Genomic DNA, 20,240 nt, shown 5'->3' on the forward strand with positions numbered 1-20,240 from the left:
CCGCTGCAGGCCACACTGAAGCAGGCTTGGGAAGCGAGCACTGCCGCAACATGATGGATTGGCTGCCGGATACCTGGATACCGATACCCCGTACCTTCTACCGGCGCCCGTCGACGGTGGTTGCACCGGACCTGCTCAACAAGCTGCTGGTGCGCAGCGACGGCCGTGCAGCGCGTATCGTCGAAGTCGAAGCCTACGCCGGCAGTGAGGATCCGGCTGCCCATTCGTATCGTGGCAGGACCGCACGCAACGCCAGCATGTTTGGCGAGGCCGGGCACCTGTATGTGTATTTCACCTACGGCATGCACTGGGGCAGCAATGTGGTCTGCGGCGAGGTCGGCGAGGGTGTTGCGGTACTGCTGCGCGCGGCAGAGCCGGTGGCCGGACAGGAACGGATGTACCCACTGCGGCCAGCTGCCCGCCACGATCACGACCTCGCCAGCGGTCCCGGCAAACTGTCGCAGGCGTTCGGCCTGGACCGGCGCGTTGATGGCGCCGATCTGGTCACCGCCAGCCACGGCATCACCCTCGTGGATGACGGCACGCGGCCCCCCGACGATCCGGTGGTAGGCCCACGCATCGGCATCACCCGGGCAGTGGACTTTCCTTGGCGCTGGCATGTTCGCGATCATCGTCACGTTTCAGTGCGTCCTGCCCGCGCCTCAACGCGAAGGAGCCCCCGATGACACCTCTCGACAAACCGCTGCGCCGTGAACTGACCATCGCCGGCCAGGCCTATACGCTGACCCTGGACCCGAGCGGACTGAAGCTGGTCGAGAAGGGACGGCGGAAGGGCCTGGAACTGCGCTGGGAAGACCTCGTCTCCGGTGACGCCGCGTTGGCCAGCGCCCTGCAGGCGTCCCTGCAACAGCCATGAGCAGGCGCATCACGACGGCATCACTGCCGTACGCAGGGCGCTAACAGACCGGGTACTAGCGTGGACAGCCATGGATGAGGCCACCCGACTTCGCGAAATCGAACGGCTGGGCGTGCTCGATACGCCGCCCGAGCCGGTGTTCGATGCCATCGTCGCCGCCGCGCGCACCGCCACCGGCATGCCCATCGGCCTGGTCTCCATCGTTGCCGAGCAACGGCAATGGTTCAAATCCAGCATCGGCCTGGGCGATGTCAGCGAAACGCCGCGCTCCATCTCGTTCTGTACCTACGCCATCGAACAGGACGCGCTGCTGGAGATTCCGGATGCGCGGCAGGATCCGCGCTTCGCCCACAACCCGCTGGTCACCGCCGGGCCCAGGGTGCGCCACTATGCCGGTATCCCTCTGGCCACTGCCCATGGCGCGCGCATCGGCACGCTGTGCCTGCTCGACACCTTGCCTGGCGTGCTGTCACCGTCGCAACGTGAGCTGATGGTCCATCTTGGCCGGGTCACGACCCAGGTGCTGGAGCAGCGCAGTGCGCTGTTGCGGCAGATCGACCAGGCACAGGCGCTGCATCGCGATCTCAAGCGCAGCGAGGACTTCCTGGAGCGTACCAATACCGCCGCCAAGGTCGGCGGCTGGGAGCTGGAGCTGGCCACCCGCGAAGTGCGCTGGACGCGCGAGACCAAGCAGATCCACGGCGTGCGTTCCAGCTACCAGCCGACATTCGAATCGGCCTTGTCGTTCTATCGTCCGGACAGCCGCAGCATCATCCAGGCGGCGGTGCAGCGCTGCACCGAACAGGGCACGCCCTGGGAAGTGCAGCTGCCGATGACAACCGCCGATGGCCGCAGCATCTGGACCCGCGTGGTGGGCACCCGCCAACAGGTGGAGGGCATGCCACGGCTGGTCGGTGCCATCCAGGACATCACCGAAGAACGCGCGGTGGTGGACGCGCTGGAAGCCAGCGAAGTGCGTTATCGCCGTCTCTTCCACTACAGCCTGGGCCTGATCTGCACGCACACGCTGGACGGCACCGTGACATCGGTGAATCCGGCAGCCGTGCAGTCGCTGGGCTACCCGGAAAGCGAGATGGTTGGCCGCAGCCTGTGCGACCTGATGCCGCCGGAAAAGCGCGAGGCGTTCAAGGCCTACCTGCGGCGCATCGAAGCCAACCATACCGACGCAGGCGTGATCGAACTGCTCGCCGCCGATGGCACCCGCCGCTACTGGGCCTACAACAACGTATTGGACACCGAGACCCATCCGCCGTTCGTGCTCGGCCACGCCCAGGACGTTACCGCGCTGCGCCTTCAGGAAGAGCGCTTGCGCGAACTGTCGCTGAAGGATCCGCTGACCCAGTGCCACAACCGCCGGTACCTGCATCGGCTCGATGACGTCGCCTCACGGTCGTGGGCCTGCCTGGTGTTCGACCTGGATCACTTCAAACAGGTCAACGACACCCTGGGGCACCGTCGCGGCGACACGGTGCTGGTCGAGTTCGCCGACTTCCTGCGCGCGCCGCTGCAGGCCAATGAGGCGGCAGTGCGGTTGGGCGGCGACGAGTTCCTGGTGGCGCTGATCGAACCGGCGGCCGGGCGGCTGGCTGCGCTGGAAGCCTGGTACGCGGGCAACGCCGCGCGTGCTCCCACCGCGTTCTCGATGGGCGCCGCCGTCAACGTCCCCGGCGAACCCGTGGCCGAAACCATCCACAAGGCCGACAGCCGGCTGTATCGCACGCGGGCCAGGGTACGTCGCGAGATGCGTCCGCCGGGCAGCGCCGACTAGCGGGTAACGGTGACCCACACAGGGGCATGATCGCTGGCCTTCTCCTGCAGCCGCACCCAACGATCGACACCGGCATCCTCAAGCCCTTTGGCCAGTACCGGGTTCAGCAGCAGATGATCGATGCGCAGGCCACGATCGCGTTCGGCGTGCTGGCGGAAATAGTCCCAGAAGGTGTAGATGCGCTGGTCGCCATGAACCGCGCGCAGGGCGTCGGTCCACCCCTGCGCCAGCAGCTGCTGGAAGGCATCGCGGACCTCCGGCTGCATGAGCGCATCGCGCCGCCACGAGGCCGGGTCGTACACATCCTCGTCGTCTGGAATGACATTGAAATCCCCCAGCAGCAGTGCCGGGTGCGGAAGATCGACCAGGGTGCGCGCATGGCGGATCAGCCGCTGCATCCATCGCAGCTTGTAGTCGAACTTCGGCCCCGGATGAGGATTACCGTTGGGCAGGTACAGCGCCGCAACCACAACGCCATGCACGGCAGCTTCCAGGTACCGGCTCTGCGTATCGGCCGGTTCGCCGGGCAGGCCGCGCCGGCTTTCGATCGGCATGGCATCGCGGGCCAGTATCGCCACCCCGTTCCAGCGCGCCTCACCCAGCCACAGTGCGCCATACCCTGCCCGCTCCAGCGCGTCGACTGGAAAGGCGGCATCGACCGCCTTCAGCTCCTGCAGTGCCACCACGTCGGGCGCTTCACGCTGCAACCAGGACAGCAGATGCGGCAAGCGCGTGCCGATGCCATTGACGTTGAACGTGGCAATGCGCAGTGTCTTGCGGCGAGCCATTGCGGAAGTACCCGAGCGGCGGGCCTGCAGTATTGGCGAGGCGGCATGCAGGCAGCGTGGAGGACGCCACACGCAGGTTCACGGCGTTGCCGCGCCCGTCCCTGGCAGGAAGTTCGCCATCCGCTCCAGCTCGTCCTCCAGCGCATTGCTGAATGCCACGTCCCTTGGTGCGCTGCCATCGATATAGCCGAAGCTGGGCTGCAGCTGCCCATCCTTCGCCGCGACATTGGCCCAGCCGATCACCTGGTCGCGCCACAACAGCGGCAGCGCGTAGTAGCCGAAGCGACGCTTGGCCGCCGGGGTGTAGGCCTCGAACCGGTACACCCAGCCCCAGAGCAGTTCGAACCGTCGCCGATCCCAGGCCACCGGATCGAACGGCGCGAGCAGCCGCACCTGTTCATCGGTCTGGTAGCGCCGCGAACGGGGGTTCTCGTCGGCCGGCCAGTACCAGGTGGTTCCATCGATGCTGCAGCCCGCCAGCTGCTCGCGCGCCAACCGCAGTGCCTGCTGGATCTCCTCCGCCAGATGCGGTGCGCCATAGCCCAGAAGCCGCGCCAGATAGGTGAGGCTCGCCGAAGGCAGCGGCGCATACTTGCGCACCACCAGATCGATCAGTGCCGTGGCGCGCTGCAGGCGTGCAGCCTTGCCGCCATCGGCCGGGGCATGTGCCGCAACGGCATAGATGCGGGTACCGCTGTCACGACGATGGATGCGCAGCATGCCGCGATAGTGCATGCCGTCCAGCAGGTGGGTGCTGGCGTTGCTGGTGCCGCCCCAGTAGTTGGTCACCCGGCCATGCGCGAACGCCTGGTCGACTTCGCGCGGATGCACCGCCCCCCGCTCCTGCACGAACGCCAGCACGTCGGCTGCCTTGCGCCGCGTGCTCGCGTCCCATGGCCTGCGGGACACCCGGGGATGCATCAGGGACAGGTGTTCACGCGGCAGGAAGCCGTAGTTGACGAGGAAGTCTTCCTCGATCGGCAGTCGGCTGTAGCGGCGCTCCAGATCCCCGGCCCGGTAGCCCTTCACCCGGTGCCGCAGGGTCAGGTCCTGGGCGCGTGCGGGCGCACGGATGGGGTCGGCCTGCACGAAGCCCAGCCGACGGATCGCCGTCAGCAACGTGGTGGGCGTGAACAGCGTGCGGGCTACGGCGTAGCGGCGCAGATCATCGAGGGTCGGCGAGGTCGGCATGGGCCGATTGTAGGACTGCCGGCCGCCCCGCTGCAGGACGTCATCCGCGCAAGGCGCGCCTGGCCTTACTCGGCCACGATGCGGGCATCGTCGCCGGTGCCGTCCACGATGACCCGGCTGCCGACCTGCAGGCCTGCGACCTGTTCACGCAACTGCGTGGTTGACAGCACACGACCCTCGTCCAGGCGCACCTTCACCATGTAGCGGGTGGTGGGGCCTTCGCCGGCGATCTTCTCGCCGATGGAGCCACCGATCTTGTCGCCACTGTTGGCGGCGACATTGGTGACCACATAGCCTGCTTCGGTCTGCCCGGCACTGCTGAGGCCGACACCCGCCAGAACACCGCCGATCTTGCCCAGCCGCTCGCCGATGCTGCGGCCGCGCTTGGTGCGTTCGGAGGTATCCTCGCCTCGATTCTCGATCGGCTGCATGTCTTCGACCACACCATGCCGAGGCTTGGCCCAGGCCGTCGGCATCAACAGTGATGCGCCGATCGCCAGGCCCAGCAGTCCGGCAACACGGAAGGGGGTGTGCTGTCTCATGTCAGTGTCCTTGGTTGCGGGAAGCGGTCGGGGTTGACCTGCCTGGGCGACGCGCGTCCGGGCCGACGATATCGGTATCGCAATGGGGCCCGCGGTGCTGCCAGCGCCGTACCACGCCATCACGGTCGGCGATGTAGGTGATGTCGCAGCGGTGTTGCTCGGCATGGTGCACGTCCTCGACGATGATCGGTGCGAACACCGGACGCTCGCCGCTGGTACCGGTCGGTTCCATGTACAGGAACTCGCCACCGCCCACCTTCACCTGCTCGGTGTAGGCCGGTACGACCGTGCGCCAGGTGTAGCGTGTTTCCAGCGTTGCATCGTCTTCCTCGATCTGCACCCGGCCGCCATCCACGCGCAGCTGCATCAACAGCTGCGATGCCTCGCGCCCGATCCATCCATCGGCGCTCGCTCTGGCGGCGGCGCCCAGCGTCTGCGCGCCTGCAGCACCGGCCGCAGCCAGCAGGGCGCAGGCGAGAGCGCCCGGCAGGAATCCTTTCATGTGCACTCGAACAGCTCCCGGCTGGGGATGTATCGCGTGCGCCTGCCTTCCCCAGCAGAACACGCCATCCAATAGTGTCGCTATCGCCTCAGTCTAGGCCTCGAACACCCAGGTAACCATCGGAAACGTCCACGAAACTGCGTAGGGAAATTCCTAGAAGCGGCGTCTCGGGATCCGCGACTGGCCGCACCGCCAGCGCTCGCTGCGCACCGGATCCGCTGGCCCGCCGCTTACAATCTCCCCCAGCAGGCCACAGCCAAGGGAATCGCGTGCCACCGTTCAACCTGTTCCAGCGCCTGTCGCAGGCGCCGACCAACCCGCGCACCGACACTGCGCCGCGCACGTTCGATGTGGCCGAGCTGTACGAAGGGCCGGTGCGCCTGCAGGACGATGCAGCCGCCGCGCCGCTGCGGCTGGACGAGAAACTGCGCCAGGCCTACTTCTGGATCGTCAACAACGCGATCATCAGCCCGCACTACGACATCGAGTACCACGAAGGCCCCTCCGCCTCGTTCGCGGTGGGTGACACACGGCGGCCGCTGACCCTGCCATCGGCGCAGAGCTATTCCAGTTACGTGCTGCTGCCGCTGCTGACCTTCGCCACCCGCCGCAAGTGCCTGTTCGTGGGTGGGCCAGGGCGCGGCAAGACCGCCAGCGCGATCCTGATGGGCGTCCTGGCCGGCTATCCGGTCCGCGAGGTGCGCCGGGCGATGCAGCACGGGCACCCGCAGATGACCATCGCCGATCTGCTCGGCAATCCCCTGCCCGCCGACCTGGTGGCCGCGCAGGACATGGCGGACATCCGCATTGCCTGGCGGTCGTGGCTGGGCATGCGGGTGAAGATCATCGACGAATACAACCGCATTCCCACCCGCACCCAGAGCGCGCTGCTGACGGTGATGGGCGACAACTACGCCGAGATCCTCAACCACGTCTACGAATGCCCGGAATCGGCGTGGTACCTGACCGCCAACGATGATCGCGGCGGCGGTACCTACCAGGTGATCGAAGCCCTGCGCGATCGCATCGACGTGGTGGTGCAGGCACTGGCATTCAACCCGCGGTTCCTGGAAGAGATGCTGCTGCGCATCGAGCAGGACATCCGCCCGGAAGAGGTCGTGCCGCGTGACATCATCTTCAGCGAGGCCGAGGGCGACCAGCTGCTGCAGGAGATCCGCGCGGTCGACGTACCGCAGGACGTGCGCCGCCGCATCGAATTCTTCAGCAGCCAGTTCGAGCTGATGGAAACCGCCGGCGCCCAGTTCGAGTACCTGACCAAGGACACCGTGCGTCTGGCCGGCACCGAATGGGCGCAGGCAACCGCTGCCGACAGCGGCCGCGATCGCATGAAGGACCTGGGTTGCCAGACCCGCAACGGCCTGTCGGTGCGCAACCTGATGACCCTGCTGATGTTCGCCAAGGCCATGGCGTACTTCCGCGGCAGCCCTGCCGTTGCCCTGGAGGATGTGCGTCAGGTACTGCCCTTCGTGCTGAACGACAAGCTGCAACCGGATCTTGATGCTCCCTTCTTCGCCCTGCCGGAGAATGCGCCCTATCGCAGCGATCGGCTCAGCTGGCTGCGCTGGCTGCTCGATGCCTCCAATGCCGAATATGACCGGCTGGATCTGGATCGCGACGATCCGGTGGGCGAGCTGTCGGCACAGTTCCAGCAGGGCCTGGATGGGATGACCGAGACGGAAACGCGCAAGCGCCTGACCCGCATCGAGCGTCTGGTGGACGAACGGGTGAAGGGACGCAAGCTGTACGGCCATCTGTACGACGACCTGCTGAAGCTGAAGTACCTGCACCAGCGCTACACCAACTACCTGCATTGGCTGCGGGCACGCTGATCGTGGTTTCCGCCGTTCTCGCCGAGCTGCTGGCCGCGCGCCGTTCCGTGCTGAACCAGGCCGTGGCCGATGCCCGCCACCGCTGGCCCGGCCTGGACATGGCCGCCTTCAGCGCGTTCGTCACCCAGACCATCGACCCCCTCTGCCAGGCCATCCAGCGCCACCACCCGTCGGCAACGCAGAGCACGTGCGAGGCCGCCTTCGAGATCGGTCTGGAGCTGGTGGCGCAGGGCCATGCCGGCCCGAAGGCGCGTCTCCCGTGGGTCGAGCAGGCCTGGCGCTCGCTGGCCCCGGCCCTCGCCCCGTTGCTGGCCGACGCTCCGCGCGAGACCCTCGGCACCATCAGCAATGCGGTGGTGCGGCTGGGCGCCAGTCCGGACGTTCGCGTTGCGCAGTGGATCGATGCGATGGCCGCGCATGCAGGCGGGTGTACATCCTTGCCGGAACTGCGCGACATCGGAGCGCTCTGCGCCTGGCAGGCGGGGATGGTGCAGCTGCGCCGCCCTGCCCTTGCCCGTATCGATGCCCTGCCCGCGAATACGGTGGCCGCCGTGCTGGGCATCGATGCGGGTGATCTGGCCTCGGTCCGGGTCCAGCTTGAGCAGGACCGCTGGTGGAATCCGCGGCAGGGTGGCGTCGACCTGCGCGGGCATCGTGTCGGCAGCTTCAGCGGCCTGGACGGCGCGTTTCCGGCACCGCCACAGGTTCGTGCAGCGACCGAGGGCTTCGTGGTCGAAAGTGCAGGCGGGTACTTCCTGCTGCTCGCCGATGCCTTCGGTGCCGTCCTGCTGCCGGCCAGCGCCGCCGAGTACGCAGCGGGCAGCAGCAGCGGACCGGCGCCGGATGTGACCGCCCGCTTGGGCGTGCAGTGGATGGCGCCGGCGTTGTCCAAGGACGACCTGTGTGCGGTCTCCGGTGCGTCGGGCATCGCCCTGTTCTCGCCGTGGTCGCACCATGTGCATGTGTTGCCACCCCAATGAGTGCCACGGTCGCTGATCCGCTGCAGCCCTGGCGCGAGGCCTGGCCACAGGCACTGGCCACATGGAGCCGTTTCACCCGGCTGCAGGACCCGAAGCTGTGCCATTCGCGCATGCAGGCGGCTGCCGAGGGCCTGACCGGCAGCTTCGCGGCCATCCGCCTCGCCGACCAGCGCATCGTCATCGACCTGGAAGAAGTACAGCGCCTGCAGCTGCAACCCTACGCGCTGGAGATCCTGGCCCACGAGATCGGCCACCACGTGCTGGCGCCTGCCACCGCCAGCGACCATGCACGGCTGCTGGCGCGCATCCGCCGTGCGCTGCCGACGCTGGAAGCGCATGCACCGATGGTCGCCAACCTCTACACCGACCTGCTCATCAACGATCGCCTGCAGCGCCAGAGCGGGCTGCGCATGGATGCGATCTATCGACGCCTGGCCGGACAACCGGCGCAGGCCAGCTCGCCGGTCTGGCAGCTGTACATGGGCATCTACGAGGAACTGTGGCAGCAGCCGCGCGGCACGCTGGGCGGCTCGACCGACGACAGCGCATTGCAGGGCGATGCCTGGCTCGGTGCACGCGTCGTGCGCGTCTACGCCAGCGACTGGATGATCGGCGCTGGCCGCTTCGCCACGCTGCTGCTGCCCTGGCTGCTGGAATCACAGCAGGATGCGCGGGTGGATGCCCTGATGGATACCCGGCACGCCGGCCAGGGAAGCCAACCGGTCGGCCTGGGGCAGCTGGAGGACGACGAGTTGGCGCCGGCGCCGCACCCTGCATCCGACCCACGCATCACTGGCGATGAGCGCGGCGGCGACGCACAGCAGAAGAGCGATCTGCCTGCGGATGCGCTCGCTGGGGACCCTGCGCACTCGCCAGGACAGATGCGCGAGCCGTTCGAGTACGGGCAGATCCTGCGCGCGGCCGGCCTGGACCTGGATGACCATCAGATCGCCGTGCGCTACTACCGCGAGCGCGCGCTGCCACACCTGATCCGCTACCCGTCGCGGCCGCAGCCGCAGCCCCTGGAGCCGCTGCCGGAGGGGCTGCAGCCCTGGGAAGCCGGCGATGCACTGGACGCAGTGGACTGGCTGCAATCGGTGCTGCAGTCCCCCCATGTGATTCCCGGGCTGACGACGGTACAGCGTGTACACGGGCTGGCACCCGGCCGTGAACCCGCTGCCGAACCGGTGGACCTGGATCTGTACGTGGACAGTTCCGGTTCGATGCCCAACCCGCAGGCATGGACCTCGTTCCTGACGCTGGCCGGCGCCATCATCGCGCTGTCGGCGCTGCGCGTGGGTGCACGCGTGCAGGCCACGCTGTGGAGCGGCACCGGGCAGCACCTGCACACTGACGGCTTCGTGCGTTCGGAAGACGACATCCTCAAGGTGCTTACCGGCTATTTCGGTGGCGCCACCGCGTTTCCGATCCACCGGTTGCGTGACACCTATGCCGAGCGTCCGCCGCATGCACGGGCGGTGCATATCCTGCACATCTCCGACGACGGCATCACCACGATGTTCGACAAGGATGAGCGCGGCAACAGCGGCTGGGACGTGGCCGCCAGAGCGCTGCGTGTGGCCGGCGGTGGCGGCACCATGGCGCTGAACCTGTTCAGCCCGCTGCCGTCCCGCATCGCCGATGCCGGCAACGCGGGATGGACCGGCGATCTGCTGCGCGCACGCGACGCGGGATGGAACGTCCATGTGGTGCGCGACATGGCCGACCTGCTGCAGTTCGCGCGCGCCTTCAGCCAGCAGCACTACGGCCCTGGCGACATGCGGGTGCAGCGATGATCGTGCTCTGCCTTGCGCCCGCGCGCCTCTGACGATTGCCCTTCCACCCAGGTATTTGCCAAGTCTGGAACCTGACCATGCTCTCCGGCCCCTCCCTTGACGTTCTGCTGCGGCGCCTGCTGGACATGCCGCCCGATTTCCTCGAGCCACCGCGCCGCGCCGGCAGCGGTCGGCTCCATGTCGCGGCGGTGGTGGGCGATGTGTTTGCCGCACGCTCGCTGCACCTGCCCCCTGCACTGCGGGCAACGCTGTCGGGTGATCTGGCCGGCGTGGATGCAAACCAGCTCTCGCTTTCAGCGGTGACCGCATGGCTGATGGCAGATGCGTACTGGAATGCACTGGATATCGCCCCGGAGGCGTGGATGCCCCTGTTCGCCGAAGCGGTGCCGGCGCTGGCGGCCAGTACCAGCGCAGACCGGTTCGTGTTCGATCCAGAGCGCCGCGAAGAACTGGTGCGTACCGTGGTGGCCCGGCTGGGCCTGCTGCCGCAGGGTGAAACAGCGGCCCAGGCGACCGATCGCCTGGCCCGGGTCAGCGGCGTGGAACGGCAGCGCCTGCTCGATGCCAGCCGCGCCGCTGAAGCGCGCGCGCGTGCCATCCGCGAGGCCTTGGCGCGCAAGGCGGCCGAAGAGTCTGCGGACAAGTGGACCCGCGAGTGAGCCGCGAGCCGACCGATGCCGATCGCTATCCCACGCTGAGCGCGGCGGGCCTGGCGATGCTGCAGCAGATGCGCGAGCACCCGGCGGCGCCGATCTTCCGCAATGCCAGCGGCAACCGCCTGCTTGCCGATGAGGTGACGGCATTGCGTGGCTACGAACGGGAGATCACCTGCGCGCGCTTCGAGTGGACGCCAGACCAACCGCCACCGTGGCTGCAGGCGCATGTGACCGAGGTGTTTGCGCAGGTGCCGTATTACCGCGCGCAGGCGATGCCAGCCGCCTTCACCGACATTGCACCGGTCCACCGTGGCGACCTCGCAGCGGACATCGCCCGTTTCGTGCCGGACCCGGTACCGCTGGAGCGGATGATCAATTTCCGCACCACCGGCACCACCGGCCATCCACTGGTACTGCCATCGCATCCGGTGGTGGCGGCACGCTATCTGGCCCATCACAAGCGCGCCTTGCAGCGCTTCGGCATCACCCTGGCGCACGGCCGCGGCCAGATGGGGGTGATGTTGCTGGGCATGCAGCAGCGGTGCTTCACCTATGTTTCGGTGACACCGACGATGGACGAATCCGGCCTGGCCAAGATCAACCTGCATCCCGATGACTGGCGCCATCCTGAGGACCGCGCACGCTACATCGACCAGATGCAGCCGGAAGTGATCGCCGGCGACCCGATTTCCTTCGCAGCGCTGCTGGAATTGCCCGTACGACACCGGCCGCAGGCGCTGCTGTCGGTATCGATGGCGCTGTCTCCGGGCCTGCGCCAGGCCCTGGCCGCGCGCTTTGGCTGCGCGGTGCTCGATCTGTATTCGATGAACGAAGCGGGCCCGCTGGCCGTGTATGACGATGCTGCCGGCGGCCACGTACTGCTGCAGCCGCGCATGTATGTGGAAATTCTCGGTGCTGACGGGGCGCCGTTGCCGCCCGGGGAGACCGGTGAGATCACGCTCAGCGGCGGATTCAACTTCTGCCTGCCGCTGCTGCGCTACCGCACCGGCGACCGCGGCGCGCTGGCCATGGCCGGCGATACGCCGATGATCGTCGGCCTGCAGGGGCGACGTCCGGTACGCTATCTGACCGCCGACCAGCAGTGGATCAACAACATCGACCTGACCCATGCGCTGGCTGCGCTGCCGTTGTCACGATACGTGGTGCATCAGCACAGCGATGGCCGCGTTGCATTGTCGTTGCCACCTGCAGAGCTGGGCTACTCCGCCGAGGCGATCCGCTGCCTGCGCGCGGTGTTGCGAGGACAGCCGGTGGATGTCATTGCGCTGCAGCGCGAAGACAAGGTTCTGCAGTACTCCAGCGACGTAGCCGGGAGCAGTTCGCCGCCGCGATGAGTGCCCTGCGTCAGCGCAGCCAGTGCGCATAGGCGGCCAGCACCGCCAGGTGCGCCACGTAGTAGACGTAGAACGCCCAGCGCCATCGTGGCAGCCGCCACTGCACGCGCGCGGCCGCCAGCGCCAGCGGGATGGCCAGCAATGCCCATCCATTGCCATTGACCCAGCACAGCCCACCGAATCCGAACGCCAGCAGCCAGTAGGCCCGGTGGCGGAATGCGATCCAGCCCAGCATCACGAATGCCACGCCCACCCATTGGTAATCCACGAAGAACGGCAGCAGCCCACCCGCCACCAGCAGCAACAGCTGCCGGTTATTGGCCAGCGCGTGCACCGCTACAGCGGCCAGGCCGAAGGTCAACAGGATGTTCAGCGGCAACCAGTGGCCGAAGGCCAGCATATGCAGGGGTTGCGCAACCAGGCCCCATGCGAACAGGCGCCGTATCGACTTGCGCAGGTCCGCATCCGGTTGCGCGAGGTTGCAGGCCATCACCAGTGCGAACAGCGGGAAGGCGATGCGCCCCAGCTCGCTGACCACCGGTACATAGCCGCCGAAAATCACTTTGGCGACATGGTCGCCGGTCATCGACAGCAGCGCGAGCCACTTCAGCAGCTCGCGGGCGCCGCTGCCGAGGGCGCTGCGCGCCGGGGGGTATCGTGCAGCGACGTCCTGCGCGCTCATGCCATCCATCCTCTGCGTCCTGCAGGGTCGATATCGCCAGGAATCGGCGGCCTTACCCCTTGAACGCAAAGAATACTTGAACCTGGGGCGGATGACGCTGGTCGATGTGCCCCGCTATCCTTGTACTCCCTGCTTGTGAGGCACCGCCATGCGCACGCTGTACCCGCCAATTACCCCGTACCGCGAACACACGCTGCCCGTGGATGCACTGCACACCCTGCATGTCGAGGAGTGCGGCACGCCCGATGGCATTCCGGTGGTGTACCTGCATGGCGGTCCGGGCGCTGGCATCTCGCCCACCCATCGCCGCTTCTTCGACCCCAGGCGCTACCGCATCGTGCTGATCGATCAGCGCGGCAGCGGCCGCTCCACGCCCTTCGGCGAGCTGCGCGACAACACCACGCAGCATCTGGTGGCCGACATCGAGAAGGTCCGCCAACACCTGGGCATCGAGCGCTGGCTGGTCTACGGCGGATCCTGGGGTTCGACCCTGTCGCTGGCCTATGCACAGGCGCATCCCGACCGCGCCACCGGGCTGATCGTGCGCGGCGTGTTCCTGGGGCGCGAGGAAGAAAACCGCTGGTTCGCCGAGCTCAACGGCGGTGCGCGCTGGATCTTCCCGGAGCGCTGGGATCGCTACCAGGCGCACATTCCGGAAAGCGAGCGCGGCAACATGCTCGACGCGTACTGGAAACGCCTGGACCACGCCGACGAAGCCATCCGCATCGCCGCGGCACAAGCGTGGCTGGGCTGGGAAGACAATGCCGCCACGCTGCTGCACGACGTCGACGCGGTGTCCGCTACCGATCCGCTCGATACGCTGGCCAAGGCACGCATCGAGGCCCACTACTTCCGCCACAACACTTTCCTCGAGCACGGCCAGCTGCTGCGCGACATTGATCGCATCCGCCATCTGCCGGGTGTCATCGTGCAGGGGCGCTACGACATCATCTGTCCGCCGCGCAGTGCCTGGGACCTGGCACAGGCGTGGCCGGAAGCCCGGCTGGAGATGGTCATCGCCGGCCACAGTGCCAACGAAGCGGCCACGACCGATGCCCTGGTGCGGGCCACCGACGCTTTCGCGGACCGCAGCTGAACAAAAGGGGCCAACGGCCCCTTTTTCTATACCAAGGTATAGCCGGGCTAACCCACGGGCCTCTAGGCCTGCTGAATACGAGCGCGGACAATAGCGCCACTGGCCAGTGACTGGCCGCCCCACGCGGAGACGCAGATGGATCCCGACCCTGCCGGGCGCAACGCGCGCCCCTGCCTGCCTACTTGTTCACTGCTGGCGACTGACGGCCGGTTCCTGTCCGTGTAAGCGATGGGAGCCCCGGGCAGCGCCTGCCCGGAGGAATCCCATGTCCTACAAGATTCTCTACATCACCGTGCGCCGCCTGATCGGTGAGCGCGATGTTTCCGCCCTGCGCAGCCTGCTGCTGCAGCACGGCCCTGTCCTGTTCGCCCGTTCGCTGGCCCTCGGCTCGCCACGGGTGGTGGCCGACGCACTGTCGCTGCTGCCGATCAGCGAGCGCATCAACGTGCTGCGCCACCTGCCGTACCCGCTGCGCGATGCGATGAAGCCGCTGTGCATCGGCGGCAGCCAACGCTTGCGCATGCAGCCCTGGTCGCCGTCGGTGCTGGCCATGCGCCACGCCTGATACCACCCCTTCCGCTCCACGCGCCGGCTGCGCCCGGCGCCGCTCCAAGAGGACCTTCCCATGAGCCTGCTCAACGCCTGGTTCAACGCCTTCCTGCGCAGCCGTCGCGCGGGCAACCTGTTCGGTCGTCGCGCGATGCCCGAAGCCGGGTACGGCCGTGGCAGCACGCAGGCCGCGCCCACCGTGCTCACTGCTGGACTGCTCGCGCTTGCACAGGGCAGCGAAGCCGATGCGCTGGCCACCCTGCAGTCGCATGTCGATGGTCTCAGCCCGCACGAGGCCGAAGAGCGCCTGCTGCGCTTCGGCCCCAACGAGGTCGATCACGAGAAGCCGCTGCCGTGGTGGCGCCATCTGTGGCAGTGCTATCGCAACCCGTTCAACCTGCTGCTGACGGTGCTTGCGGCCGTGTCCTGGCTGACCGAAGACGCCAAGGCGACGGTGGTGATCGGTGCGATGGTGGTGCTGTCCACCCTGATCCGCTTCGTGCAGGAGGGGCGTTCCAACCGCGCTGCCGAACGGCTGAAGGCGCTGGTAGGCAACACCGCCCGCGTGCTGCGCCGCGCTGCGGGCACCGAAGCGGCGGAGGTGGCCGACCAGTATTTCGGCGCGCAGCTGCACAGCCATCGGCCGGCACGGCTGCTGGACCTGCCCATCCGCGCTCTGGTACCGGGTGACCATATCGTGCTTTCGGCAGGCGACATGATCCCGGCCGACTGCCGCGTGCTCGCCGCCAAGGATCTGTTTGTCGCACAGGCGGCGATGACCGGCGAATCGCTGCCGGTGGAGAAGTTCGTGCAGCCGGGCAACGCCGACGCCGGCCTGATGGAACAGGCCAACCTGTTGTTCATGGGGACCAATGTGGTGTCCGGCACGGCAACAGCACTGGTGCTGGCCACCGGCAACACCAGCTACTTCGGCACCCTCGCCCAGCGCAGCAGTGCCAGCGATCGCGCGCCGACGGCATTCCAGGCCGGGGTCAACAGTGTCAGCTGGCTGCTGATCCGCTTTGCCCTGGTGATGGTGCCGTTCGTGCTGCTGGTCAATGGCTGGACCAAGGGCGACTGGACAGAAGCGTTCCTGTTCGCGCTGTCGGTGGCAGTCGGCCTGACCCCGGAAATGCTGCCGATGATCGTCACCTCCACCCTGGCCAAGGGCGCGGTGCTGCTGTCGCGGCGCAAGGTGATCGTCAAGCGCCTGGACGCGATCCAGAACTTCGGTGCGATGGAAGTGCTGTGCACCGACAAGACCGGCACCCTCACCCAGGACAAGATCGCGCTGGAGCGGCACACCGATGTGTTCGGGCAGGATTCGGAGGATGTGTTGACCTTCGCCTACCTCAACAGCCACTTCCAGACCGGCCTGATCAACCTGCTGGATCGTGCGGTGCTGGAGCATGTGGAGCTGCAGAGCTCGCTGCGCCTGTCGCAGGACTACCGCAAGGTCGATGAGATTCCGTTCGACTTCGAGCGCCGTCGCATGTCGGTGGTGGTCTCCGAGCGCGAGGACCATCACGAATTGATCTGCAAGGGCGCGGTGGAGGAGATGCTGGCGGTGTGCAGCACCGTGCGCGAGAACGGCCGGGACATGCCGCTGGACGCGCAGCGCCTGGCCCGGGTGCGGCAGACCACCGAGGAACTGAACGAACAGGGCCTGCGCGTGGTGGCGGTGGCGATGAAAGAAACCTCCGCCAGCCAGACGGTCTACTCGCAGGCCGACGAGCGGGATCTGACCCTGGTCGGCTATGTGGCCTTCCTCGATCCGCCGAAGGAATCCGCTGCTCACGCACTGCAGGCGCTGGCCGCGCATGGTGTGGAAGTGAAGGTGTTCACCGGCGACAACGAACTGGTCACCGCGCGGATCTGCGCCCAGGTCGGCCTGGACGCCGACACGATCGTGACCGGCCCGCAGATCGAGCGCATGGACGACGCTGCCGTGGCGCGTGCACTGCAGGAGCACCGCGTGTTCGCCCGCCTCACGCCCCTGCACAAGGAACGGCTGGTGCGCGAGCTGCGCGCGCAGGGCAAAGTGGTCGGCTTTCTCGGCGATGGCATCAACGATGCTCCCGCACTGCGCGCCGCCGATATCGGCATCAGCGTGGACAGTGCGGTCGACATCGCCAAGGAGGCCGCCGACATCATCCTGCTGGAAAAGAACCTGATGGTGCTGGAGGAAGGGGTGATCCAGGGGCGGCGCACCTTCAGCAACATGCTCAAGTACATCCGCATGACCGCCAGCTCCAATTTCGGCAACGTGTTCTCGGTGCTGGTGGCCTCGGCGTTCCTGCCCTTCCTGCCGATGCTGCCGCTGCAGCTGCTGGTGCAGAACCTGCTGTATGACATCTCGCAGATCGCCATTCCGTTCGACAACGTGGATGAGGAGCTGGTGCGCAGGCCGCTGAAGTGGAACCCGGCGGACATAGGCCGCTTCATGGTGTTCTTCGGTCCGATCAGCTCGATCTTCGACCTCAGCTGCTTCGCCCTGATGTGGTACGTGTTCGATGCACGCACGCCGGCCGACCAGGGCCTGTTCCAGTCGGGCTGGTTCGTGGTCGGGCTGCTGACCCAGACGCTGATCGTGCACATGATCCGCACGCCCAAGGTACCGTTCCTGCAGAGCATCGCCGCGCCGCCGCTGCTGCTGATGACCGGGGCGATCATGGCCATCGGCGTGATCCTGCCGATGAGCCCGTTGGCCGGCTACTTCAAGCTGCAGGCACTGCCGGCCGGTTACTGGCCGTTCCTGGTGGCGATCCTGTTCGGCTATGCGGTGCTGACCACCGCGCTGAAGAAGCTCTACATCCGCCGCTACGGCTGGCAGTAAGCGCACCGGCGCAGGGAGAACCCTCATGGACTTCAACCTCCACCTGCCCGCGTTCAACGCGGGTGCCACCCTCAGCTCGCTGATCAGCCTGTCCGTCGCCTTCGTGCTGGGTGCGCTGATCGGCCTGGAGCGGCAGTTCCGCCAGCGCACCGCCGGCCTGCGCACCAATACGCTTGTAGCGGTGGGTGCAGCGGTGTTCGTCGACCTGGCCGTGCGCTTCCACGACCTGTACGGCGGGCCGCCGTCGCCACTGCACGTGGTGGCCTACGTGATCTCCGGCGTCGGCTTCCTCGGTGCCGGCGCGATCATGAAGGATGGCGCCCAGGTGTCGGGCCTGAACACCGCCGCCACGCTGTGGGGTTCGGCGGCGGTCGGCGCCTGTGCCGGCATCAAGCTGCTGCCTGAAGCCGTGCTGGCTGCGGTGTTCGTGCTGGCTGCCAATACCCTGCTGCGGCCGGTGGTGAACCGCATCCAGCGGCAGCCGCTGCCGGAGGCCTTCAGCGAGGCCACCTATGCCATCAACGTGGTCTGCCAGCGTGAGCAGCAGGCCGAAGTGTTGGACCGGCTGCTGCTGTTGCTGGAGCAGGCGCAGTACCCGGTACGCGCGGTCGACCAGCGGCCGTTCGGCGAGCGCGATGTCGAGATCGAAGCGGTGCTGTACGCCACCACGGTCGATGGCGCTGAACTGGATGCAGTGCTGGCAACGCTGGCCGCCACGCCGGGCGTGCTGCAGGGATTCTGGAACGCCAGCCTGGAGGAGTAGTGCCGGCCGCTGGCCGGCAACCTCATGAACTGCGGGAACACCCTGCAGATGCCGGCCAGCGGCCGGCACTACCCTGCATCTCTCTGGCGCATGCCGACCAAGGTCGGCATCTACTGAACAGCGCTTTGCTATCCTTTCCACCCACGCCAGGGAGCTATCCCGATGCCATCGCTGTCGCCCCGCCGCCCACTGGTCGTGCTGGCCCTGATCATCGTGATGGCGGCCATCTTCCTGGTCGATACGGTTACCGACTACGCCATTGCTGCCGCCTGCTTCTACGCGGCGGTGATCCTGGCAGCGTCGCGGCGGCTTCCCGCCCGCGGCCTCATCGCCCTTGCGGCAGTCTGCATCGCATTGACCGGCCTCAGCTTCTTCCTGACCCGCTTCGGCACCTACCGTATCGGCCTGGTCAATTCAGCGATCGGCATGCTGGTGATCGGCATCACCACCTACCTGGCATTGAAGATGGAAGCGGCCAAGGCCGCGGTGCAGGATGCACAGGCGCGACTGCTGCGGGTGGCCCGCGCCTCCACCGTCGGCGAGCTGACCACCTCCATCGCACATGAAGTGAACCAGCCGCTGGCGGCCATCGCCAGCAGCGCCGAAGCCAGCCAGCGCTGGTTGGCCCAGGAGCCGCCGAACCTGGACAAGGCGCGCCAGACCATCGCCCGCATCGTCGCCGACGCCCATCGCGCCAGTGACGTGATTGCCCGCATCCGCGGCCTGACCCAAGGCGCCGCGCCGGAGCGCCAGGCCTTCGACCTCAACCTGGCCGTGGAGGAAATGCTGGCACTCTCGCGCAGCGAACTGGAGCAGCATGGTGTGACGGTGGCGCTGGTGCTGGGCAGCGACCTGCCACCCGCCCACGCCGATCGCGTGCAGGTGCAGCAGGTGATCGGCAACCTCATCCTCAACGCCGTCGATGCGATGTCGGACACGTCCGTAAGCGAGCGCAGGCTGTCCCTGCTGACGGCGTACGATGGCCGCGGCCACGTCAGCCTGAGCGTGCGCGATCGTGGTGTCGGCCTGCCGTCGGAGCAGACTGACCGCGTGTTCGATGCATTCTGGACCACCAAGGCGAACGGCCTCGGCCTGGGCCTCAGCCTGAGCCGCTCGATGATCGAAGCCAACGGCGGCCATATCCGCGCCGAACGACCGCCCGGTGGCGGCGCCTGCTTCATCTTCGAGCTGCCCACGGCCACGGAGGCTGCGCATGCGTAAACCCGCCACAACACCTATTGAACCGTCACCGATCGTCTACGTGGTCGACGACGACGCCTCGGTGCGCGCCGCGCTGGAGGACCTGCTGGCCTCGATGGGCCTGCAGGTGCGGGCCTTCGCCTCGACCGGCGAATTTCTTGCCCATGCGATGGAGGATGCTCCGGCTTGCCTTGTGCTGGACGTGCGCATGCCCGGGCAGAGCGGACTGGATTTCCATCGCAGCATGGCCAGCCACGATCTGCACCTGCCGGTGGTGTTCATCACCGGCCACGGCGACATCGCCATGGGCGTCAATGCGATCAAGGACGGCGCGATCGAATTCCTGACCAAGCCGTTCCGCGACCAGGAACTGCTGGACGCGATCCACAGGGGCATCGGGATCGATCGCCAGCGGCGCCGCGAGGGTGATGCGCTGGGGGCATTGCAGCTGCGCTGGGGCACCTTGAACGCCGGCGAGCGCGAGGTGGTTGCCGGCGTGGTGCGCGGTCGCCTGAACAAGCAGATCGCCGCCGACCTGGGGGTCAGCGAGATCACCGTGAAGGTGCGTCGCGCGCAGGTCATGCGCAAGATGGAAGCACGCACGCTGGTCGATCTGGTGCGCATGTACGACCGGCTGCAGGCTGCTGCGCCATGACCGCCTGCGTGGCCCTGCTGCGCGCGGTCAATGTCGGCGACACCAGCGAGCTGTTCCATCCATTGCGGCGATGGCATGGCCGATTCACGCCTGCGCGTACCCTGCATCACACACGGCACGCAACCTCAACACC

The 20,240-nt window shown here is 67.2% G+C and carries 19 protein-coding genes; 14 read left to right on the plus strand and 5 right to left on the minus strand.

The features are described from left to right. Positions 1-50: 50 nt before the first annotated feature. The 3 genes from CLM74_RS11705 to CLM74_RS11715 all read left to right on the plus strand — a co-directional run bounded on the left by CLM74_RS11705 (position 51) and on the right by CLM74_RS11715 (position 2,666). Positions 51-686, plus strand: a complete 636-nt coding sequence (locus CLM74_RS11705) for a DNA-3-methyladenine glycosylase (RefSeq protein WP_033831185.1) — start codon at positions 51-53, stop codon at positions 684-686. Further along, positions 683-877, plus strand: coding sequence for a hypothetical protein (locus tag CLM74_RS11710; RefSeq protein ID WP_025874451.1), 195 nt, complete (start codon positions 683-685; stop codon positions 875-877). Before CLM74_RS11705 ends, CLM74_RS11710 begins: the two co-directional genes overlap by 4 nt. 70 nt (positions 878-947) lie before the next feature. After that, entirely contained in the window at positions 948-2,666 is a 1,719-nt protein-coding gene (locus tag CLM74_RS11715; RefSeq protein ID WP_105164135.1) for a PAS domain S-box protein, read from the plus strand. On the opposite strand, the gene xth is transcribed toward CLM74_RS11715, so the two are convergent. From xth to CLM74_RS11735, 4 genes are all read right to left on the minus strand, one after another. Further along, positions 2,663-3,454: an exodeoxyribonuclease III gene (gene xth / locus CLM74_RS11720; RefSeq protein WP_105164136.1), complete on the minus strand. Its 792-nt coding sequence runs from the start codon at positions 3,452-3,454 to the stop codon at positions 2,663-2,665. The two genes, CLM74_RS11715 and xth, sit on opposite strands and share 4 nt — an antisense overlap. Before the next feature lie 78 nt (positions 3,455-3,532). Further along, positions 3,533-4,645 (minus strand): crosslink repair DNA glycosylase YcaQ family protein, encoded by a 1,113-nt coding sequence (locus CLM74_RS11725; RefSeq protein ID WP_059064198.1) that lies wholly within the window; start codon positions 4,643-4,645, stop codon positions 3,533-3,535. Positions 4,646-4,710: 65 nt separating this feature from the next. After that, a complete protein-coding gene (locus CLM74_RS11730) occupies positions 4,711-5,187 on the minus strand; it encodes a hypothetical protein (protein ID WP_025874447.1) in 477 nt (158 codons plus the stop codon). 1 nt (position 5,188) lies between these two features. Further along, positions 5,189-5,689 (minus strand): hypothetical protein, encoded by a 501-nt coding sequence (locus tag CLM74_RS11735; protein WP_025874446.1) that lies wholly within the window; start codon positions 5,687-5,689, stop codon positions 5,189-5,191. Positions 5,690-5,958: 269 nt separating this feature from the next. On the opposite strand from CLM74_RS11735, the gene CLM74_RS11740 reads away from it, so the two are divergent. The 5 genes from CLM74_RS11740 (at position 5,959) to CLM74_RS11760 (ending at position 12,326) form a co-directional block, all read left to right on the plus strand. Continuing rightward, complete coding sequence (locus tag CLM74_RS11740; protein ID WP_080148681.1) at positions 5,959-7,539, plus strand: AAA family ATPase; 1,581 nt, start codon at positions 5,959-5,961, stop codon at positions 7,537-7,539. Positions 7,540-7,541: 2 nt separating this feature from the next. After that, positions 7,542-8,519, plus strand: a complete 978-nt coding sequence (locus CLM74_RS11745) for a hypothetical protein (RefSeq protein WP_158684142.1) — start codon at positions 7,542-7,544, stop codon at positions 8,517-8,519. Continuing rightward, on the plus strand, positions 8,516-10,315 hold the full coding sequence (locus CLM74_RS11750) for a hypothetical protein (RefSeq protein ID WP_105164138.1): 1,800 nt from the start codon (positions 8,516-8,518) through the stop codon (positions 10,313-10,315). The genes CLM74_RS11745 and CLM74_RS11750 overlap by 4 nt, the downstream gene beginning before the upstream one ends. A gap of 77 nt (positions 10,316-10,392) precedes the next feature. After that, the gene (locus tag CLM74_RS11755; RefSeq protein ID WP_032974634.1) at positions 10,393-10,974 is read left to right on the plus strand and encodes a hypothetical protein; all 582 of its coding nucleotides are present in this window, start codon (positions 10,393-10,395) and stop codon (positions 10,972-10,974) included. Further along, complete coding sequence (locus CLM74_RS11760) at positions 10,971-12,326, plus strand: AMP-binding protein (RefSeq protein ID WP_105164139.1); 1,356 nt, start codon at positions 10,971-10,973, stop codon at positions 12,324-12,326. Before CLM74_RS11755 ends, CLM74_RS11760 begins: the two co-directional genes overlap by 4 nt. Before the next feature lie 10 nt (positions 12,327-12,336). Here CLM74_RS11760 and CLM74_RS11765 read toward each other — a convergent pair whose 3' ends face one another. Next, positions 12,337-13,008: a TraX family protein gene (locus CLM74_RS11765; RefSeq protein WP_105165004.1), complete on the minus strand. Its 672-nt coding sequence runs from the start codon at positions 13,006-13,008 to the stop codon at positions 12,337-12,339. Positions 13,009-13,156: 148 nt separating this feature from the next. Between CLM74_RS11765 and pip the strand changes: the two genes are divergently transcribed. The 6 genes from pip (at position 13,157) to CLM74_RS11795 (ending at position 20,107) form a co-directional block, all read left to right on the plus strand. Next, positions 13,157-14,104: a prolyl aminopeptidase gene (gene pip, locus CLM74_RS11770; RefSeq protein WP_032974631.1), complete on the plus strand. Its 948-nt coding sequence runs from the start codon at positions 13,157-13,159 to the stop codon at positions 14,102-14,104. Positions 14,105-14,369: 265 nt separating this feature from the next. Further along, on the plus strand, positions 14,370-14,669 hold the full coding sequence (locus tag CLM74_RS11775; protein WP_025874438.1) for a hypothetical protein: 300 nt from the start codon (positions 14,370-14,372) through the stop codon (positions 14,667-14,669). Between the two features lie 60 nt (positions 14,670-14,729). Further along, positions 14,730-17,489, plus strand: a complete 2,760-nt coding sequence (gene mgtA / locus CLM74_RS11780) for a magnesium-translocating P-type ATPase (protein ID WP_105164140.1) — start codon at positions 14,730-14,732, stop codon at positions 17,487-17,489. Between the two features lie 25 nt (positions 17,490-17,514). Next, the gene (locus tag CLM74_RS11785; RefSeq protein WP_105164141.1) at positions 17,515-18,252 is read left to right on the plus strand and encodes an MgtC/SapB family protein; all 738 of its coding nucleotides are present in this window, start codon (positions 17,515-17,517) and stop codon (positions 18,250-18,252) included. A gap of 162 nt (positions 18,253-18,414) precedes the next feature. Further along, a complete protein-coding gene (locus tag CLM74_RS11790; RefSeq protein ID WP_105164142.1) occupies positions 18,415-19,473 on the plus strand; it encodes an ATP-binding protein in 1,059 nt (352 codons plus the stop codon). Beyond that, a complete protein-coding gene (locus CLM74_RS11795) occupies positions 19,466-20,107 on the plus strand; it encodes a response regulator (protein WP_105164143.1) in 642 nt (213 codons plus the stop codon). Before CLM74_RS11790 ends, CLM74_RS11795 begins: the two co-directional genes overlap by 8 nt. Positions 20,108-20,240: the final 133 nt, after the last annotated feature.

Source organism: Stenotrophomonas sp. MYb57, assembly GCF_002966815.1.
In the GTDB taxonomy this organism is placed as follows: domain Bacteria; phylum Pseudomonadota; class Gammaproteobacteria; order Xanthomonadales; family Xanthomonadaceae; genus Stenotrophomonas; species Stenotrophomonas indicatrix.

Coding starts and splice junctions, on each gene's coding strand:
- CLM74_RS11705 (WP_033831185.1), top strand. CDS start 51: ATGATGGATTGGCTGCCGGATACCTGGATACCGATACCCCGTACCTTC.
- CLM74_RS11710 (WP_025874451.1), top strand. CDS start 683: ATGACACCTCTCGACAAACCGCTGCGCCGTGAACTGACCATCGCCGGC.
- CLM74_RS11715 (WP_105164135.1), top strand. CDS start 948: ATGGATGAGGCCACCCGACTTCGCGAAATCGAACGGCTGGGCGTGCTC.
- xth (WP_105164136.1), bottom strand. CDS start 3,454: ATGGCTCGCCGCAAGACACTGCGCATTGCCACGTTCAACGTCAATGGC.
- CLM74_RS11725 (WP_059064198.1), bottom strand. CDS start 4,645: ATGCCGACCTCGCCGACCCTCGATGATCTGCGCCGCTACGCCGTAGCC.
- CLM74_RS11730 (WP_025874447.1), bottom strand. CDS start 5,187: ATGAGACAGCACACCCCCTTCCGTGTTGCCGGACTGCTGGGCCTGGCG.
- CLM74_RS11735 (WP_025874446.1), bottom strand. CDS start 5,689: ATGAAAGGATTCCTGCCGGGCGCTCTCGCCTGCGCCCTGCTGGCTGCG.
- CLM74_RS11750 (WP_105164138.1), top strand. CDS start 8,516: ATGAGTGCCACGGTCGCTGATCCGCTGCAGCCCTGGCGCGAGGCCTGG.
- CLM74_RS11755 (WP_032974634.1), top strand. CDS start 10,393: ATGCTCTCCGGCCCCTCCCTTGACGTTCTGCTGCGGCGCCTGCTGGAC.
- CLM74_RS11765 (WP_105165004.1), bottom strand. CDS start 13,008: ATGAGCGCGCAGGACGTCGCTGCACGATACCCCCCGGCGCGCAGCGCC.
- pip (WP_032974631.1), top strand. CDS start 13,157: ATGCGCACGCTGTACCCGCCAATTACCCCGTACCGCGAACACACGCTG.
- CLM74_RS11775 (WP_025874438.1), top strand. CDS start 14,370: ATGTCCTACAAGATTCTCTACATCACCGTGCGCCGCCTGATCGGTGAG.
- mgtA (WP_105164140.1), top strand. CDS start 14,730: ATGAGCCTGCTCAACGCCTGGTTCAACGCCTTCCTGCGCAGCCGTCGC.
- CLM74_RS11785 (WP_105164141.1), top strand. CDS start 17,515: ATGGACTTCAACCTCCACCTGCCCGCGTTCAACGCGGGTGCCACCCTC.
- CLM74_RS11790 (WP_105164142.1), top strand. CDS start 18,415: ATGCCATCGCTGTCGCCCCGCCGCCCACTGGTCGTGCTGGCCCTGATC.
- CLM74_RS11795 (WP_105164143.1), top strand. CDS start 19,466: ATGCGTAAACCCGCCACAACACCTATTGAACCGTCACCGATCGTCTAC.